The sequence below is a fragment of the Mycobacterium basiliense genome, assembly GCF_900292015.1.
Taxonomy (GTDB): Bacteria; Actinomycetota; Actinomycetes; order Mycobacteriales; family Mycobacteriaceae; genus Mycobacterium; species Mycobacterium basiliense.
The window spans coordinates 3393392-3411006 of the sequence record NZ_LR130759.1 but is presented as its reverse complement, the minus strand read 5'-3'; the positions used below and the strand labels follow the sequence as shown (position 1 = coordinate 3411006).

Below are 17615 nucleotides of genomic sequence, written 5' to 3'. Positions count from 1 at the left end.
GAGTCATGGATCGGCAGAAGGAATTCGTCCTCCGCACTCTCGAAGAGCGGGACATCCGCTTCGTCCGGCTCTGGTTCACCGACGTGCTCGGTTTCCTGAAGTCTGTCGCCATCGCCCCTGCCGAACTCGAAGGCGCCTTTGAAGAAGGCATCGGCTTCGACGGCTCCTCCATCGAAGGCTTCGCACGGGTCTCCGAATCCGACACCGTGGCACACCCCGATCCGTCCACCTTTCAGGTGCTGCCCTGGGTCACCGGCGCCGGCCACCACCACTCGGCGCGAATCTTCTGCGACATCACCATGCCCGACGGCTCACCATCGTGGGCCGATCCGCGGCACGTGTTGCGTCGACAGCTGACCAAAGCCAACGAACTCGGCTTCTCCTGCTACGTGCATCCGGAAATCGAGTTCTTCCTCCTCAAGGAGGGCGCCGAAGACGGGACGGAGCCGATTCCGATCGACAACGCCGGGTACTTCGACCAGGCGGTGCACGTGACGGCCTCGAAGTTTCGCAGGCATGCGATCGAAGCCTTGGAGTTCATGGGCATCTCGGTGGAATTCAGCCACCACGAGGGCGCACCGGGCCAGCAGGAGATCGACCTACGTTTCGCTGACGCCTTGTCGATGGCCGACAACGTGATGACCTTCCGTTACGTGATCAAAGAAGTCGCGCTGGAGGAGGGCGTGCGGGCGACGTTTATGCCCAAACCGTTCGGGCAGTACGCCGGTTCGGCGATGCACACGCACATGAGCCTGTTCGAGGGCGACGTCAACGCCTTCCACAGCGCCGACGACCCGCTGCAGCTGTCCGACATCGGCAAGTCGTTCATCGCCGGGATCCTTGAACATGCCTCGGAGATCAGCGCGGTTACCAATCAGTGGGTCAACTCCTACAAGCGGCTCATTCAGGGCGGCGAGGCTCCCACCGCCGCCTCGTGGGGGGCCGCGAACCGTTCCGCGCTGGTGCGGGTACCGATGTACACGCCGCACAAGACGTCGTCGCGGCGCGTCGAGGTGCGCAGCCCCGACTCGGCGTGCAACCCCTATCTGGCATTCGCCGTGCTGCTCGCCGCCGGACTGCGTGGGGTGGAGAAGGGGTATGTGCTGGGCCCGCAAGCCGAAGACAACGTCTGGGATCTGACGCCTGAGGAACGCCGCACCATGGGGTACCGCGAGTTGCCGACCAGCCTGGATAGCGCGCTTCGCTCCATGGAGGCGTCCGAGCTCGTCGCGGAGGCTTTGGGGGAGCACGTTTTTGACTTTTTCCTGCGCAACAAGCGCCGTGAATGGGCGACTTACCGTAGTCATGTCACGCCCTACGAGCTAAAAACCTACCTGTCGCTGTAGCCGCCCACGGCCAGGTAATGCTCCGCGGAGCGACGGGGCCATCCGATTCGTATCGGGCTTGCGCTACCGTCAAGATCGTGACGAAGCCCGCCACGCAGCGACCGAAGCTGCCCAGCGTTGGCCGTCTGGGATTGGTCGACCGGCTTGCCGGCGAGCGGCTGGCGCAGCTGGGTTGGGACAAGGGAGACGACCAGGCCCATGTCGATCTGCTCTGGTCGCTGTCTCGTGCCCCCGACGCCGACGCCGCGCTGAAAGCGCTGGTGCGGCTGGCCGAGCATCCCGACACCCAGTGGGACGAATTGAACGCGGCCCTGCTGACTGAACGCAGCCTGCGTGGGCGATTGTTCGCCGTGCTGGGTTCCTCGCTGGCGCTGGGGGACCACTTGGCCGCGCATCCACAGTCCTGGAGGCTGTTGCGGGGCAAGGTCGCGCTGCCTTCCCGCGACCAAATGTGCGAATCGTTGATCCGGTGCGTCGAGGAGTCCTCGGGTGCGGCCGGTTCGGTTGAACATCGATTGCGCGCCTGCTATCGCGATCACATCCTGGTGGTAGCGGGGCTGGATCTGGCGCAGACGGTTGAAGACGAACCCGTACTTCCGTTCACGGTGGTTGCCGCCTATCTGGCCGACATTGCCGATGCCGCGCTGGCGGCGGCATTACGGGCAGCCGAGAAAACCATCTGTGGCGACCGCACGCCACCGCGCCTGGCAGTCATCGCGATGGGCAAATGCGGTGCGCGCGAACTGAACTACGTCAGCGACGTCGACGTCATCTTCGTCGCCGAACGCGCCGACCCGGTCAGCACCCGTGTCGCTGGAGAAATGATGCGGGTGGCGTCGTCAACGTTCTTCGAGGTGGACGCCGGGTTGCGCCCGGAGGGGCGTAGCGGAGAGTTGGTCCGCACCGTCGAATCACACGTCGCCTACTACCAGCGCTGGGCCAAAACCTGGGAATTCCAAGCGCTGATGAAAGCCCGCGCGGCGGTCGGTGATGCCGAACTCGGTGAGCGCTACCTGGCCGCGTTGATGCCCATGGTGTGGACGGCGTGCGAGCGGGAAGACTTCGTGACCGAAGTACAGGCGATGCGGCGCCGGGTGGAACAGCTGGTGCCCGCCGATATCCGCGGTCGCGAACTCAAACTCGGCACAGGAGGCCTGCGCGACGTGGAGTTCGCCGCGCAGCTGCTGCAGCTCGTGCACGGTCGCAGCGATGAGTCACTGCATGTCGCGTCCACGGTGGACGCGTTGGCTGCGTTGGGACAAGGAGGTTATATCGGGCGCGAGGACGCGGCCAACATGATTGCCTCGTATGAGTTTCTCCGGCTGCTTGAGCATCGACTCCAGCTCCAACGCCTCAAGCGCACTCACCTGCTGCCCGAGGCCGACGACGAAGAAGCCGTGCGCTGGCTGGCACGCGCGGCCCACATCCGGCCCGACGGCCGGCACGACGCGGCCGGGATGCTGCGCGAGGAGCTCAAGCATCAGAACGTCCGGGTGTCCCGGCTGCACGCCAAGCTCTTCTACCAGCCGCTGCTGGAATCGATCGGACCGGCCGGACTGCTGATCACGGGCCAGGGCATGACGTCTGAGGCCGCCGAGCGTCAGTTGGCGGCCTTGGGCTATGAAGGCCCGCAGACCGCCCTGAAGCATATGTCGGCTCTGGTCAACCAGAGTGGCCGGCGTGGGCGGGTGCAATCGGTGCTGCTGCCCAGGCTGTTGGACTGGCTTTCCTACGCTCCGGATCCGGACGGCGGGTTGTTGGCCTACCGCCGACTCAGCGAGGCGTTGACCGCGCAAAGCTGGTACCTGGCTACGCTGCGCGACAAGCCCACCGTCGGCAAGCGGCTGATGCATGTGCTGGGCACGTCGGCGTTTGTGCCCGACCTGTTGATGCGCGCACCCGAGGTCATTCAGCATTACGGTGACAGCGCGTCGGGACCCAAGCTGCTCGAGACGGAGCCGGCCGGGGTGGCGAGAGCCCTGATCGCCTCGGCCGGTCGCCACTCCGACCCGGCGCGTGCCATCGCCGCTGCCCGCACATTGCGCCGTCGAGAACTGGCCCGGATTGGCTCCGCGGATCTGTTGGGGATGCTCGAAGTCACCGACGTGTGTCGTGCGCTCACCTCGGTGTGGGTGGCCGTGCTGCAGTCTGCGCTGGATGTGACGATCCGGGCCAATATCCCCGAGTCGGGCCACGCCCCGGCCACCATTGCGGTCATCGGCATGGGGCGGCTGGGCGGCGCCGAGCTGAGTTACGGCTCGGATGCCGACGTGATGTACGTCTGCGAGTCAGTTAGCGGTGTCAGCGACGCGCAGGCCGTGAAATGGGCGACGTCGATCGCCGAGCAGGTCCGGGCGAAGTTGGGCACACCCAGCGTGGACCCGCCCTTGGAAGTCGACGCCAACCTGCGGCCCGAGGGCCGCAACGGCCCACTGGTGCGCACCTTGGCCTCATACGAGGCGTACTACGCGCAGTGGGCCCAGCCGTGGGAGATTCAGGCCCTACTGCGCGCACACGCCGTCGCCGGGGACGCGGCGCTGGGCGAGCGATTTCTGCTGATGGCGGACAAGACGCGCTATCCACCCGACGGCGTTTCGGCCGAGGCGGTACACGAGATTCGTCGCATCAAGGCCCGCATCGAATCAGAGCGGTTGCCGCGCGGCGCCGACCCCAACACCCATACCAAGCTCGGCCGTGGCGGGCTGGCCGATATCGAATGGACCGTGCAGCTGCTGCAACTGCAGCATGCGCATGAAACCCCCGCCCTGCACAACACCTCGACACTGGAATCCCTGGACGCGGCCGCCGCCGCCAAACTGGTCACCGAGGAAGAGGCAAAACTGCTCCGGCAGGCCTGGCTGACCGCCACTCGGGCACGGAATGCCTTGGTGCTGGTTCGGGGCAAGCCCACCGACCAGTTGCCCGGCCCAGGGCGCCAGCTCAATGCGGTCGCGGTGGCCGCCGGGTGGCACAGCGATGACGGCGGCGAGTTCCTGGACAACTATCTGAGGGTGACGCGGCGCGCAAAAGCTGTGGTGCGCAAGGTGTTCGGGAGCTAAATAGGAGGCTGATTAGGTTTGGACGCCGCGTTCGAGGTCTTGAGCGAAGCGGAGCTGGAACGGGTCACGTCGACGTATGCGCCGTTGGCCCAAGCCGTTCGCGATCTCATCGACGCCACCATCCAGACCCAGGCTGACGACGAGCTGGTCCTACAGGCGAGGGCCGTGATCGAAGCGGTGACCCAGTCGTTGCGCAGCCAGCCGATCCGACGCTCCGGTGTTGTCAGCTACCGCAAGGACGGCCGCCCGTTGCCGCTAGGCAACGCCGCCACCGGCCCATGCAACCCGATCGCCCCGCCGGTGATTGTTCACCACGACGGTGCCGCCGGCGACGGGCGCTGCTGGAGCGAGTTCGTTCTGGGCGCGGCCTACGAGGGCCCGCCCGGCCTGGTGCACGGTGGGGTATGCGCCTTAGTGCTGGACCACTTGCTTGGTGAGGCGGCCAGCCAAGGACTGACCAAACCGCTGTTCACCGGCACCATCACGGTGAAATACCTGCGCGGCACATCACTGGGGCCACTTCGCTGTGAAGCCTGGGTGGACCGTACGGAGGGCGTCAAAGCTTTTGCGCAAGGGTTCATTTCGGACGCTGCTGGAATCACCGTGCAGGCCGAAGGCGTGTTCATCAAGCCGGCCTGGGCGCGCGAAGACCCGGGAAGCTGAATGAAGTTCTATATCAGTAGCGCCTTCCTGAACACCGCTGACATCATCGAAATCGCCCAAGCCGCTGACGAGCTGGGCTACGACGGCCTCGGTGTTCCCGACCACGTCGTCAACCTCGAAACCCTGGAAACTCCGTATCCCTATACCAAAGACGGACAGCGCCGATGGCAGCCGTTCACCGACTGGCCAGATCCCTGGGTTCTGGTGGGCGCGCTCGCACAGGTAACGCGTCGGCTCAAGTTCGTCACCACGGTTTACATTCCCGCCATGCGAAATCCCTACGCGGCGGCGAAGGCTATTGGTACTGCGGCTCTATTGGCGGCCGGGCGGGTGGAGCTGGGCATCGGCGTCGGCTGGTGTGCCGAGGAATTCAATTTGATGGGTGAGCAGTTCGCGGTCCGCGGCAGACGCACCGAGGAGATGCTGGACCTGATGCGGGAACTGTGGAAACCGGGCTGGACACAGTTCCATGGCCATTTCTATCGGGCTCCGCGGTTGGAGATGCAGCCAACACCGCCGCACATTCCGATTTACGTTGGGGGGCTCAGTGACATCGCACTGCGCCGCGCCGCCCGCTACGACGGGTGGATTGGCGATCTGATCACGACCGATCGCGCTATCGAGGCGGTGGGTCGGCTACGGGAGTTGCGTGCCGAAAACGGCTTATCACTAGACGATTTCGCCATACTGACGCCACTCACCGACGCCTTCACCCCGGCGGACTACCGGCGTGCCGAAGAGGCCGGAATCACCGGGATCATCACTATGCCGTGGATGTTTTACACCGGGGCGGGTGCCACACTGGCCGAAAAGATCGACGGCATGCGGCGATTCCGCAGAGACCTCTCGCTCGACGATTAGCTGTACGCGGGTGGCCGGTGAGCTACGTTGTGCAGAGACAGACAACCCGCTTGGCGATCGGTGAGGTGATCGCCAAGCGGGCTGCTGTACCCGGTTGATTAAACGTCGTAGTAGAGCGCGAACTCGTAAGGGTGCGGCCGAACGTTGATCGGCTGGATTTCGTTCTCGCGCTTGAAGCTGATCCACGTCTCGATCAGGTCGGGCGTGAATACGCCGCCCTCGGTGAGATATTCGTGGTCAGCCTCGAGGCGGTCGATCACCGCGGCCAGCTGGGTGGGGGCCTGCGGGATGTTGGCGGCCTCTTCCGGGGGCAGCTCGTAGAGGTCCTTATCGACCGGCGCCTGCGGCTCGATCTTGTTCTTGATCCCGTCCAAGCCGGCCATCAGCATGGCCGAGAACGCCAGGTAGGGGTTGCCCGACGAGTCGGGGCAACGGAACTCCAGCCGCTTGGCCTTCGGGTTGCTGCCGGTGATCGGGATACGCACACACGCCGACCGGTTGCGCTGGCTGTAGACCAGGTTGATCGGAGCCTCGAATCCGGGAACGAGGCGCTTGTAGGAGTTCACCGTGGGGTTGGTGAAAGCCAGCAGCGACGGGGCGTGGTGCAACAGGCCACCGATGTAGTGCCGTGCCGTGTCCGACAGTCCGGCGTACCCCGTCTCGTCGTACATCAGCGGGCTGCCGTCCTTCCACAGCGATTGGTGGGTGTGCATGCCGGAGCCATTGTCCCCGAACAGCGGCTTGGGCATGAAGGTGACGGTCTTGCCCGCCTGCCAAGCGGTGTTCTTGACGATGTACTTGTACAGCTGCATGTCATCAGCCGCGTGCAGCAGCGTGTTGAACTTGTAATTGATCTCGGCCTGGCCGCCGGTGCCCACCTCATGGTGGCCCTTCTCCAAGCTGAAGCCGGCCTCGATCAACTTTCTGAGCATCTCGTCGCGCAAGTCGACGTAGTGGTCCACGGGCGCCACGGGGAAGTAGCCACCCTTGGGCCGGACCTTGTATCCGCGGTTGGGGCTACCGTCGGCTTCGCTGGCCGAGCCGGTGTTCCACCAGCCCGAAATCGCGTCCACCTCGTAAAACGAGCCGTTGGTGGTGGAATCGAAGCTCACCGAATCGAAGATGTAGAACTCGGCCTCCGCACCGAAGTACGCGGTGTCGGCGATGCCGGTACTGATCAAGTAGTTCTCGGCCTTGCGGGCAACGTTGCGCGGGTCGCGCGAGTAGGGCTCGAGGGTAAACGGATCGTGCACGAAGAAGTTGAGGTTTAGCGTTTTGGCCGCCCGGAATGCATCGATTCGCGCGGTTACCGGGTCGGGAAGCAACAGCATGTCGGACTCGTGGATCGACTGGAACCCGCGAATCGATGAGCCGTCAAAGGCCAGGCCATCCTCGAATACGCTCTCATCGAAGAACGAAACCGGAATCGTGAAGTGCTGCATCGTGCCAGGCAGGTCACAAAACCGGACGTCGACAAACTCGACGCCCTCGTCCTTGACAAGCTTGAAGACGTCGTCGGGCGTCTTATCCGTCACAGAGTGCTCCTTTACTAGGTGATTCGCGGCCGACGCTATGGAGGTGTTATTGCCCGCCAGTCAACCCCGTGTTGCGCAGACGTTACGTGACCATCAGGCCCGGCAAAAGTCCCGGTTCATGGCCGGGTCCTATTGTGAAGCCATGGCCCGCAAGATCGTAACTGGTCCGCCGATGAGGTTATCGAGACCGCCCGAAGGCCTGCCCGCCGGGACGTGCAACCAATCGATCGGACCCCTGCGATGACATCGGAACCGTCCACCGGCTATCCCGGCAAGACGCTGGGTTTTCCGCAGACCGGGCCGGGTGCATTGGCGCCGATGGGTCGCCGGTTGGCCGCGCTAAGCGTCGACTGGCTGCTGGCCTATGGACTGGCGCTGCTGGGTCTGGCATTCGGTGCCTGGCCCCAGCCGATGTTGTCGACAGTCGTCCTGGTCATCTGGCTGCTGTTGGGCGTGGTGGCGGTACGCCTGTTCGGATTCACCCCCGGCCAATTACTGCTAGGGCTGATCGTGGTCGCCGTCGATGGGCGGCCATCCGTGGGGGTCGGCCGGCTGATAGCGCGGGGCCTGCTGATTGCGCTGGTGGTCCCGCCGCTGTTCACCGATGCCGACGGGCGCGGGCTACATGACCGGCTGACCGCCACTGCGGTGGTTCGGCGCTGAGAAACCGCAACCCGCTGCGCCCGGCTTCGCCGCGCTGCGATCGCCGGGGTCTGATGGCGGCAACCCGCTGCGCCCGGCTTCGCCGCGCTGGCGATCGCCGGGGGGAGGCTACTTGCGGCGCACGGTGCGCTGGACGCCGCGCATCTTTCCGGCATTGGGCAGCGGCCCCTTGGGCAGAGTGCCGGCCCCAGCCCGCGAACTGAGCGCCGACAGCCGCGACTCCAAGGTATCCATCTGTTTGACGGTGATGTTGGCCGGGAGGCGGGTGAGGTGGCGCTCCAACTTGGCCAGGGGAACTTCGCCGTCGCCATTGCCGACGACGAAGTCGTAGATGGGCACCTCACCGACCAGCCGGGCGGTGCGCTTCTTTTCTTGGGCCAGCAGCGGTTTGACCCGCGCCGCCGAACCTTCACCGACAAGGATGACGCCCGGTCGGCCGAGCACCCGGTGCACGGCGTCAAGGTGGCCGGTGGCGGCCACGCCAGGGCTCACCCGCCACTTGCCCCGCAGGTTCTCCAATGCCCAGGCCGCCGCGCCGGTTTGGCCTTCGGCCTTGCGGTAGACCGACCGCTGAGCGCGCCGACCGAAGATGATGAACGCCACCAGCGCTCCCAGCAGCACCCCGAACGGGATCATCGTGACCATGGTGAGTCCGCCGGCCCACACCCCCACCGTCACCGCCATGCCCACGATCAGCACGAAGGCGCCGATCATGTAGGGCAATAGGCGCTTGTCCTCCTTGCGCTGCAGGTTGAACGCCTGCCAGAGCTGGGTACGGCGCTGCCGAGACGCAGCCTTGCGGGCGGCCTTCGCCTCGGCTTTAGCGGCCTTGTTTTCGGTGGCATTTCGGGGTCGGGCCATAGTCATCAAGAATACGTATGCGGGGGTGCGGGGGAGCCGGAGGTACTGGCCCCCTGACGGGTCCTGGCCTGCTCGTAGAGCCGGCCCGCTCGGTAGGAGGAACGCACCAGCGGCCCGGCCAGCACGCCGGCGAAACCCAATTCCTCCGCGTAGTGCGCATGCTCGACGAATTCCTCGGGCCTGACCCAACGGTCAATCGGGTGATGGCGCGCTGACGGCCGTAGGTATTGGGTGATGGTGACGATGTCGCAGCCGGCATCGTGCAGATCAACCAGCGCGGTGCGCACCTCGTCGGGGGTTTCGCCCAGCCCGAGGATGAGATTGCTCTTGCTGACCAGGCCGAAGGCGCGCGCCGCGGTGAGGACGTCGAGGCTGCGCTGGTAGGTAAACGCGGGCCGGATCCGTTTGAAGATGCGGGGTACGGTTTCGACGTTGTGCGCCAATACTTCCGGGCGTGACTCGAAGACCTCGGTCAGCCGGCCGCGTTCGCCGTTGAAATCCGGGATCAGCAGTTCGACGCCGGTTTGCGGGTTGAGCTCCTTGATGGCACGCACGGTCGCCGCATATAGCCACGCCCCGCCGTCGGGCAGGTCATCGCGAGCCACGCCGGTAACGGTGGCGTACCGCAAACCCATAGTGTGCACACTCTCGGCGACTCGTCGCGGCTCGTCGCGGTCCAGCGCGGCCGGCTTCCCGGTGTCGATCTGGCAGAAGTCGCAACGCCTCGTGCACTGATCGCCGCCGATGAGGAAGGTCGCTTCGCGGTCCTCCCAGCATTCGAAGATGTTCGGGCAACCGGCCTCTTCGCAAACGGTGTGCAAGCCCTCCCGCCGGACCAGGTTCTTCAACTCGGTGTATTCGGGTCCCATCCGGGCGCGGGTGCGGATCCACGGTGGCTTGCGTTCGATCGGGGTCTGCGTGTTGCGCACTTCCAGGCGCAACAACCGTCGGCCGGAGGGAGCCGCGGGGCCGGCGACATCGGGCTCTGTTCGCCCAGACTCGAGCAAGCTCATTACGTCGATGCTACGCGGGTGGGGGAGGGTTGCCAGGTAAGGGGCAGCCCGCCGTCCAGCGCATCGCATACGGCGTCGGCGACGGCCGTGCGGACATCATCGACGCTCACCTGGCGTCCGAGCTCGACGGACAACGACGTCACGCCGGCGTCGCTGATGCCGCACGGCACGATCGTGGTGAACGCGTCCAGGTCGCAATCGCAGTTGAGGGCGAACCCGTGCAGGGTCGTCGCGCGTGACACCCGGACGCCGATGGCGGCGATCTTGCGCGCGGGCCGCCCGGCCTCGGCCGGCACCCACACCCCCGACCGGCCATCGACCCGGGTGGTCTGGACGCCAACGTCGGCACATACCCTGATCAGAGCTTCCTCAAGGCGCCGAACATAATTGACCACATCGAGGGGCTCGGCCAGTCCGATGATCGGATAGCCGACCAGTTGCCCCGGACCGTGCCAGGTGATCTTGCCGCCGCGGTCGGTGTCGACCACGTCGATGCCGGCGGTCCCGCGCTCGGGCTGTCGGGGCCGTTCGTGTGCTTCGGTGCGTCGCCCGGCGGTGTAGACCGCGGGATGTTCCAGCAGTAGGAGGGTGTCGGGGCCGCCGGCGACGCGACCGTCGGCCAGCTCGCGTTGCCACTGCCAGGCGGCGCGATACTCGACGCAGCCCAATTGGCGTACCACTATCGCGGCCGCGCTGGAGCGAATAGACCCCGTCACACGTGCGACGTTACTCGAATAACGCGTGTTGGCGGGGTGCGGTGTGCCGCGCAGCGCAGGTTTCGGCCGGTTTTGAGAATCCTTCCAGAGTTCATCACGGGGCCCGCCCAATGGTGGTGGATGACCTTGCCAGTGTTTCGCGTCGGAAGGATTCATCGTGACCGCTCCTCAGCCTCGGGTGACAAGGTCGACGGGCGCCACGGTGGTGAGGCTGCTGCGTCAGTGCGCAGCCCGCTCCCCACGGACGTTGCTCGGCCTGGGCGCGGTGCAGCTGGTCGGCACCCTGGCTGCGCTGTCCTTGCCAGCCGTTGACGCTGGGATCATCGACCGCGGTGTCGCCAGGGGAGACACCTCCGCGATCGTCGTGTTGGGGGCGGTCATGCTGGCTGCCGGCGGGGTGCACTTGCTCTGCTCGGTGGTCGCCGTCCACCTTGGCTCGCGCGTGAGCATGGGATTCGGTCGTGACCTGCGTCAGGCGCTGTTTGACCGGGTCACCGGCATGTCGATGCATGACGTGTCCAAATTCGGCCCGGCCACGCTGCTGACCCGCACCACCACCGACGTACAGACGGTCGAGACGACGCTGCACCTGTACTGGACGACGCTGGTCGCGGCGCTGATCACCGGTACCGGCGGGGTGGTGATGGCGGCACGCCAGGACGTCGGATTGTCGTGGGTGTTGCTGCTAGCTGTTCCGGTACTGGCCGCGATCACCTCGGGCATCATGGCGCGGCTGATAGCCTACGAACGCCGCATGCAGAAACTATTCGACCGGATGAACCAGATACTGCGCGAGCAGCTTTCGGGAATCAGGGTGATCCGCGCGTTCGCTCGTGAATCGTTCGAGCGAGACCGTTTTGCCGCGGTCAGCGCCGGCTTCTCCAGGACCGCGCTGGCCGCGGACCGCTGGCAGGCGCTATTGGCGCCGGTCGCCACGTTGATCATCAGCCTGTCCAGCGTCGCGCTGGTCTGGTTCGGTGCGCTGCGTATCGATGCCGGTGACATGGGGGTGGGCCAGCTTGTCGCCTTCATGTTGTATGCGACGCAGATCTTGTCCGCGGCGTCGATGCTGTCGAAAGTGCTGGCCAACGTGCCCGGCGCGGCGGCCAGTTTCGAACGGATCACCGAGGTGCTATGGACCGACGTCGCTGTCAGCCCGCCCGAAAACCGCGTGTGCCCGCCCGCCGGCGGCGATCTAGTCCGATTCGACCACGTCACGTTCGCCTATCCCGGCGCACAACGCGCCGTGCTCTGCGACGTGTCGTTCACCGCCGCACCCGGCAGCGTGACCGCGATTGTCGGGGCCACCGGATCGGGCAAGTCGACGATGATTTCGCTGCTCACCCGGCTGTATGACGCCACCGCAGGCTCGGTGTCGGTGGATGGCGTTGACGTGCGTGACCTCGCTGCCGATCAGCTGTGCGCGCGGACGGCGGTGGTGCCGCAGCACGGATACCTGTTCTCCGGGACGGTCGCCGACAACCTGCGCTTCGGCAAGCCCGACGCAACGAACGCCGAGATGTGGGCGGCGCTACGCATCTCGGCCGCCGACGGATTCGTCGCCGCGCATCCCGATGGGCTGCGGATGCCCGTCGCTCAGGGCGGAATCAACTTGTCCGGCGGCCAGCGTCAGCGGTTGGCCATCGCCCGCGCCGTCATCCGCCGCCCGGCGGTGTATCTGTTCGACGACGCCTTCTCGGCGCTTGACGCGTGCACCCAACGTGATGTGTGGACTGCGCTGCGAGAGTCCTGCGCCGATGCGGCGGTCATCCTGGTGTCACAACGGATCAACCCGGGGATCGAGGCGGACCAGGTGATTGTGATGGGCCAAGGCTCGGTCGGCGGCCCCGTTGCCGCCACGAGCGGCCACGAGTCGCTGCTGGCCGACTGCCCGCGGTACGGCGAGGTTGCGCGAACCACCGCATGACCGAGCGCGCCAAACCCGGCGTTTCAAGAATGCGTGCAGAAGCCGACAAGGCGCGCGATTGACCCTGGTGTTGGCCCGCATTGCGACCGCAATACGACGCTGAAAAGCCGAACCCCGGGGAGGACTCAATAGTGATCGGCCACCAACCCTGCCACCCCTCCGGCCCGGTTCGGAGCCAACATGCCGGCGCGGCGGCAATCCGCGCCGGTGCCACGGTGCGTCTATTGGCGCGGCTGTTCGCCAACCGCGGCCTGATGGCGGCGGTCTGCACGCTGGCCCTGGCCAGCGCCGCCATCGACGTCATTGTCCCGCGGTTGCTCGGGCATGCCACCGACCTATTGTTCACCGGCGCAATCGGCCGGCGGCTGCCTGCCGGCATGACCAAGGAGCAGGCTGTCGCCGCGGCCAATGCCCGCGGCGACAGCACCTTCGCGCACATGCTGTCAAAGATGGACCTCACACCGGGGGTGGGCATCGACTTCATCGCCGTTGGCCACACCGTGCTTGTCGCCGCGGCGCTGTATGTTGTTGTCGCGCTGTTGGTCTCGCTCCAGGCTCAACTGTTGAAAGTGGCAATCCAGCGCATGATGGAGGCACTGCGAGCCGAGTTGGAAGCGAAGCTGCACCGGCTTCGTCTGTCCTACATCAACGCACGCCAGCACGGTGAACTGCTCGGACGGCTCACGAACGACATCGACAACATTCAAGCCGCGCTGAAGCAGACGGCAAGCGCGCTGCCCACCACACTGCTGACCGCGGTGGCGGTGCTGGTGATCATGTTGACCATCTCCGGGCTGCTGGCCGCAATCACGATGCTGACCGTGCCGATATCGGCGCTGGCGAGCCGGCTCATTCTGCGGCGCTCGAAGCGACTGCGGGTGGCCCGGGCGGCCGACAGCGGACGGCTCAACGCTGCGATCGAGGAGATCTACAGCGGACTTGCGGTGGTCAAGGCGTTCGGTCACCAGCAGCACGTCCGTGAGCAACTCGCCCAAATTAATTGCGACGTCTACCGGGCCGGCGTCGGCGCCCAATTCACGTCGGGGCTAATTTCGCCGGCCACCACGTTCGTCGGAAATCTCGGCTACCTCGCCGTGGCGGTGGTCGGGGCGTTGCAAGTGGCCACGGGCAAGGTCAGCCTGGGCGGCGTTCAGGCTTTCGTTCAATATGTCCGCCAGTTCAACCAGCCGGTGACTGACATCGCGACAAGGTACGACATGCTGCAGGCCGGGCTGGCCTCAGCGGAAAGGGTTTTCGAGCTGCTCGACGCCCCCGAGCAGGCGGCCGACGTCGCACCCGAACTGTCCGAGCACGGTGATGCCATGGGCGGCCGAGTGGAGTTCGAGCGTGTCGATTTTTGCTACCAACCGGAAAAGCGGGTGATTGGGGACCTGTCGCTGGTGGCCGAGCCGGGCACGACGGTCGCGATTGTGGGGCCTACCGGGGCGGGTAAGAGCACACTGGTGAACCTGCTGATGCGGTTCTACGAGGTTGACTCCGGCCGCATCTTGATCGACGGCGTGGACATCGCCACGGTCGACCGCGAATGGCTTTGCTCTCGGGTCGGGATGGTGTTGCAAGACACCTGGTTGTTCGCGGGCAGCATCGCCGACAACATCGGCTACGGGTGTCCGGGGGCCACCCGCGAGCAGATTATCGAAGTGGCCAAGACCACCGGGGTCGACCAGTTCGTGCGGGCTATGAGCGACGGCTATGACACCTGGGTCAGCGAGGACGGCGGCAACCTAAGCGCCGGCGAAAAGCAACTGATCACCATCGCGCGGGCTTTGTTGGCTCGTCCACAGTTCTTGGTCCTCGACGAGGCTACCGGCTCGCTCGACACCCGCAGCGAGGACTTGGTTCAACGGGCAATGGCTGAACTTCGCCGCGGCCGGACCTGTTTCGTCATTGCCCACCGCCTCTCGACGATCCGCGATGCCGACCTGATCGTCGTCATGGATGGGGGACGGGTGGTCGAGCAGGGTACCCACCAACAACTCGTGGCCCGCGGTGGCATCTATTGCCAGCTGACGCGGGCCGCCGGGTTATCGCCGGTGGCATCGCCGGCCGATGCGGGCACGCCCTGCGAGGGAATGCACCGGTATCAGGAGGGTCGGGCAGGTGAACCGCACCGGCCAGAGCTGCGACCGCTGCGCGGCCCGTCCCGGCGCCCATCGTCCGCCGGCGGCCATGCCGCGGATCGGCCCCTGACCCGGCCCGCGTCGCGCAGTGCATCACCGCACATCGGGATCGGCGATTCCTCAAGGCGCCGGACGTAGTTGTCCCTGTCCACGGCCTTGACTTTCGGTTGAATGCTATTCCCCTGGCTCGGAGGAGTTCACATTCGCCGTCGGGTGTTGGCGGCACCACGCCGACGTCACTCGTACCGAGCCAAGGTCCGGCCGCCTAGCAGCACTCGTCCCCACGCCAGGTCTTGGTGCCCTCCCACACCGCAAGTACCGCGATAGCCAGCGCGACAACGGGGTCCAGCCACCACCAGCCCCACAGCGCGTTGCCCAACAGGCCCACCAGTACCGCCCCGGCAAGGTAGGCACACAACAGGTTTTGGGTACCCTCTCCGCTGGTGGTTGCCGAGCCCAATCGCGCGCCCAAGTGTCTCTTGGCCCTCCCCAAGAGCGGCATCACGATCATGCTGGTGATCGCCAACGCGATGCCCACCCAGCTGGTCTGCGGCCGGTCCCGGGCGGTCAGCGCGGTGACCGCGTCGTAGGCGATGTAGGGGGCAAGCAGGAAGAACGTGACAGCAACGGCTTTCTGGGCACGCTTCTCGACAGTTGGAGACAACGTGCGGGTCCCGGTGAACCGCCAGATGACGATCACACTGGCTGCACCTTCGATGGCCGAGTCCAGCCCGAAGCCCAACAAAGCCACCGAACCCGCCACCACCGCCGCGACGATCGCCACCAAACCCTCAGTAGCCATGTAACCCAACGAAATCCACGACAGCAGCCGCGCCCGTCGTGCGGCCTCATGCCAGCCTCGGTCAATCTCGACGATCGTCACCGGTCGGCAACCGTGGGTATCGGCGCACCGATCTCCGCTCCCGTCGGTCGCCTCCGGCAGCGGCCCAGGCAGACTCATCGCTGGTCCGCGGCACAGCTGTCGGCGCCGTAATTCGGGCACAGCGCCACGGCACTTCCGGTTGCCGCGAGCAACGCCTCCGCCGCCGTAAAAACATCGACCAGTGCAGGTTGGGTCAATCGGAATAACGAGGACCGCCCGACCGGCTCATATTCAACCAGTCCGCAATCACGTAGACACGCAAGATGTTTCGACACCGTCGATTGCGCCAACCCCAACGCTGCAACAAGATCGGCCACCCGCGCCGGACCCTCCGCCAATCGCCGCACAATCGCCAGCCGCGACTGGTCCCCCAACGAGCGGAACAACGCTGCCGCCGGTGCCAACTCCAGCCGCGTGCACTCCACATCCGACATATTCATCGCCATTTGACGATGATATCGCTATTTGCCGAATGCTGGATCGACGGTTGGATCAGGCCTCGCGGGGCCGCTGCGGGCTCCAGGTGCGCAGCCGAACCCCGGGTCAACCATTAGTCAGCAGCTGCTGGCAATCGACCGATCGCATCTCCATCATCAGCGCGATCCAGATGGGCATCGCCGGCACGATGACATTGCAGCGCTTGATCTTTTCCAGGATCGCCGGCCACTCGTCGCCCTGGCACTCGTCGTTCCCGATTCCAGGCTTCACGTTGTAGTCGACACGTTGTAGTCGACAACCCGTCCGATTTGCGGTCTCAATGTCTGGCTCGTGGGCCTTGAGGCGTTCGATGAGCAGATTGCATAAAGCTTCGGTGTTCGATACTTGCGGGCCCTTCTTCAGGGTGCAGTTCAGAAAGAGGGCGTAGAGCGACCCTATCGTTTTTCATCTCGTGGAATATCGAGGTTGCCATGCGCTTCTCCGATTTTCGACGTGCCGTGGAATTGCTGATGAAGACGGCAAGCGCACACTACGCGAAGGGTGCGCCTGGCAAGGGATTACACCAGATCGCAGGTGAAGATGAACTAAACGTGGTCGCGTCGTTCGGTGGCGTAGCTGAGTGCCTCACCAATTGTGTTGTGGTGGAACTGGAAGCCGGCTTGCTCGAGCACACTGGGGATCGCGCGCTGACCGACGAGCAGGCCTTCGTCGGCGAACTCGCCGAGCGCGGCCCGCACGGCGAAACCGGGCAGCATCAATGGGGTCGGGCGATTCAGCGCGCGGCCAAATGCGGTGGTGAATTCCGCATTGGTCACCGGCGCGGGACCGGTCATATTCACCGGGCCCGACAGCGTGGAGTCGGAAATGGCGAACAGCAGCGCCCGCACCTCGTCCTCCAGACTGATCCACGACATGTACTGACGTCCGCTGCCCAGCCGCGCGCCCAGGCCCACGGAGAACACTGGCCGCATCGGGCGCAGCACACCGCCGGACGGGGACAACACCAAGCCGGTGCGGGCCAACACCACGCGCGCGCCCGCGTATTGCGCCGGCAACGTGGCGGCCTCCCAATCCACGCATAGCTGGGCCAAAAACCCCATTCCCGCCGCGACGGTTTCGTCGACGATGCGGTCTTTGGTGTCTCCGTAGTAGCCGACCGCACTGGAGTTGATCAGTGTGCCGACACCGGCATCGGCGACGGCGGCGGATAGCACCTCAGTGGGGGTGATCCGGCTGTCCCGCAGGCTCTGTTTGAACGCCCCCGACCACCGGCGCCGGGCGATGTTGACGCCGCACAGGTTGACCACGACGTCGACACCGATGAGTGTGTCGGGATCGAACTCGCCGCTCTCGGGATTCCAGTGCAATTCATCGGAATTCGCCGGTGTCCGACGCACGATGCGTAGCACCGGATGGTCGGCAGCGCGCAGGGCCGCGGCCAAGGCCGAGCCGATCAATCCAGACGAACCCGCTATCGCAATAACGGCTTTGCCCACAGTTTCGAAGCCT

The 17615-nt window shown here is 65.4% G+C and carries 15 protein-coding genes; 7 read left to right on the top strand and 8 right to left on the bottom strand.

Annotated features, from left to right (window positions below):
* Positions 1–5: 5 nt before the first annotated feature.
* From glnA (MB901379_RS14375) to MB901379_RS14360, 4 genes are read left to right on the top strand one after another with little or no spacing between them, the layout of a single operon-like run.
* On the top strand, positions 6–1346 hold the full coding sequence (glnA, locus tag MB901379_RS14375) for a type I glutamate--ammonia ligase (protein WP_158017286.1): 1341 nt from the start codon (positions 6–8) through the stop codon (positions 1344–1346).
* Positions 1347–1363: 17 nt separating this feature from the next.
* Positions 1364–4405, top strand: a complete 3042-nt coding sequence (locus MB901379_RS14370) for a bifunctional [glutamine synthetase] adenylyltransferase/[glutamine synthetase]-adenylyl-L-tyrosine phosphorylase (RefSeq protein WP_158017285.1) — start codon at positions 1364–1366, stop codon at positions 4403–4405.
* 18 nt (positions 4406–4423) lie between these two features.
* Positions 4424–5068, top strand: coding sequence for a PaaI family thioesterase (locus tag MB901379_RS14365; protein WP_158017284.1), 645 nt, complete (start codon positions 4424–4426; stop codon positions 5066–5068).
* The gene (locus MB901379_RS14360) at positions 5069–5929 is read left to right on the top strand and encodes a TIGR03619 family F420-dependent LLM class oxidoreductase (RefSeq protein ID WP_158017283.1); all 861 of its coding nucleotides are present in this window, start codon (positions 5069–5071) and stop codon (positions 5927–5929) included.
* 98 nt (positions 5930–6027) lie between these two features.
* Here the strand turns inward: MB901379_RS14360 and glnA (MB901379_RS14355) are convergent, their stop codons facing one another.
* On the bottom strand, positions 6028–7464 hold the full coding sequence (glnA, locus tag MB901379_RS14355) for a type I glutamate--ammonia ligase (RefSeq protein ID WP_158017282.1): 1437 nt from the start codon (positions 7462–7464) through the stop codon (positions 6028–6030).
* A 240-nt stretch (positions 7465–7704) separates the two neighbouring features.
* Between glnA (MB901379_RS14355) and MB901379_RS14350 the strand changes: the two genes are divergently transcribed.
* Positions 7705–8127, top strand: a complete 423-nt coding sequence (locus tag MB901379_RS14350; protein WP_158017281.1) for an RDD family protein — start codon at positions 7705–7707, stop codon at positions 8125–8127.
* A gap of 108 nt (positions 8128–8235) precedes the next feature.
* Here the strand turns inward: MB901379_RS14350 and MB901379_RS14345 are convergent, their stop codons facing one another.
* Genes MB901379_RS14345 through lipB form a run of 3 tightly spaced genes read right to left on the bottom strand, consistent with a single transcriptional unit; the run spans position 8236 to position 10717 of the window.
* Positions 8236–8988 carry a DUF4191 domain-containing protein gene (locus tag MB901379_RS14345; RefSeq protein ID WP_158017280.1) on the bottom strand — a complete coding sequence of 251 codons (753 nt, stop codon included), beginning with the start codon at positions 8986–8988 and terminating at the stop codon, positions 8236–8238.
* 5 nt (positions 8989–8993) lie between these two features.
* Entirely contained in the window at positions 8994–10001 is a 1008-nt protein-coding gene (gene lipA, locus MB901379_RS14340; protein WP_158017279.1) for a lipoyl synthase, read from the bottom strand.
* The gene (gene lipB, locus MB901379_RS14335; protein WP_158017278.1) at positions 10001–10717 is read right to left on the bottom strand and encodes a lipoyl(octanoyl) transferase LipB; all 717 of its coding nucleotides are present in this window, start codon (positions 10715–10717) and stop codon (positions 10001–10003) included. The genes lipA and lipB overlap by 1 nt, the downstream gene beginning before the upstream one ends.
* Before the next feature lie 157 nt (positions 10718–10874).
* On the opposite strand from lipB, the gene MB901379_RS14330 reads away from it, so the two are divergent.
* Together MB901379_RS14330 and MB901379_RS14325 are read left to right on the top strand one after the other, a co-directional pair.
* Complete coding sequence (locus tag MB901379_RS14330) at positions 10875–12644, top strand: ABC transporter ATP-binding protein (RefSeq protein ID WP_232021850.1); 1770 nt, start codon at positions 10875–10877, stop codon at positions 12642–12644.
* Between the two features lie 131 nt (positions 12645–12775).
* Positions 12776–14923, top strand: coding sequence for an ABC transporter ATP-binding protein (locus MB901379_RS14325; protein WP_408632294.1), 2148 nt, complete (start codon positions 12776–12778; stop codon positions 14921–14923).
* A gap of 127 nt (positions 14924–15050) precedes the next feature.
* Here MB901379_RS14325 and MB901379_RS14320 read toward each other — a convergent pair whose 3' ends face one another.
* The 4 genes from MB901379_RS14320 to MB901379_RS14305 all read right to left on the bottom strand — a co-directional run bounded on the left by MB901379_RS14320 (position 15051) and on the right by MB901379_RS14305 (position 17602).
* Positions 15051–15746 (bottom strand): cation transporter, encoded by a 696-nt coding sequence (locus MB901379_RS14320; RefSeq protein WP_174237022.1) that lies wholly within the window; start codon positions 15744–15746, stop codon positions 15051–15053.
* Entirely contained in the window at positions 15743–16114 is a 372-nt protein-coding gene (locus MB901379_RS14315) for an ArsR/SmtB family transcription factor (RefSeq protein ID WP_158017277.1), read from the bottom strand. Before MB901379_RS14315 ends, MB901379_RS14320 begins: the two co-directional genes overlap by 4 nt.
* A gap of 97 nt (positions 16115–16211) precedes the next feature.
* Positions 16212–16376: a hypothetical protein gene (locus MB901379_RS24675; protein WP_232021849.1), complete on the bottom strand. Its 165-nt coding sequence runs from the start codon at positions 16374–16376 to the stop codon at positions 16212–16214.
* 314 nt (positions 16377–16690) lie between these two features.
* Positions 16691–17602, bottom strand: a complete 912-nt coding sequence (locus tag MB901379_RS14305) for a TIGR01777 family oxidoreductase (RefSeq protein ID WP_158017276.1) — start codon at positions 17600–17602, stop codon at positions 16691–16693.
* Between the last annotated feature and the right edge of the window lie 13 nt (positions 17603–17615).

Excerpts from the sequence above, each read along its gene's own strand:
- lipA (WP_158017279.1), bottom strand. The coding sequence starts at position 10,001 with ATGAGCTTGCTCGAGTCTGGGCGAACAGAGCCCGATGTCGCCGGCCCC.
- MB901379_RS14350 (WP_158017281.1), top strand. The coding sequence starts at position 7,705 with ATGACATCGGAACCGTCCACCGGCTATCCCGGCAAGACGCTGGGTTTT.
- glnA (WP_158017286.1), top strand. The coding sequence starts at position 6 with ATGGATCGGCAGAAGGAATTCGTCCTCCGCACTCTCGAAGAGCGGGAC.
- MB901379_RS14370 (WP_158017285.1), top strand. The coding sequence starts at position 1,364 with ATGCTCCGCGGAGCGACGGGGCCATCCGATTCGTATCGGGCTTGCGCT.
- MB901379_RS14315 (WP_158017277.1), bottom strand. The coding sequence starts at position 16,114 with ATGGCGATGAATATGTCGGATGTGGAGTGCACGCGGCTGGAGTTGGCA.
- MB901379_RS14345 (WP_158017280.1), bottom strand. The coding sequence starts at position 8,988 with ATGGCCCGACCCCGAAATGCCACCGAAAACAAGGCCGCTAAAGCCGAG.
- MB901379_RS14360 (WP_158017283.1), top strand. The coding sequence starts at position 5,069 with ATGAAGTTCTATATCAGTAGCGCCTTCCTGAACACCGCTGACATCATC.
- MB901379_RS14320 (WP_174237022.1), bottom strand. The coding sequence starts at position 15,746 with ATGAGTCTGCCTGGGCCGCTGCCGGAGGCGACCGACGGGAGCGGAGAT.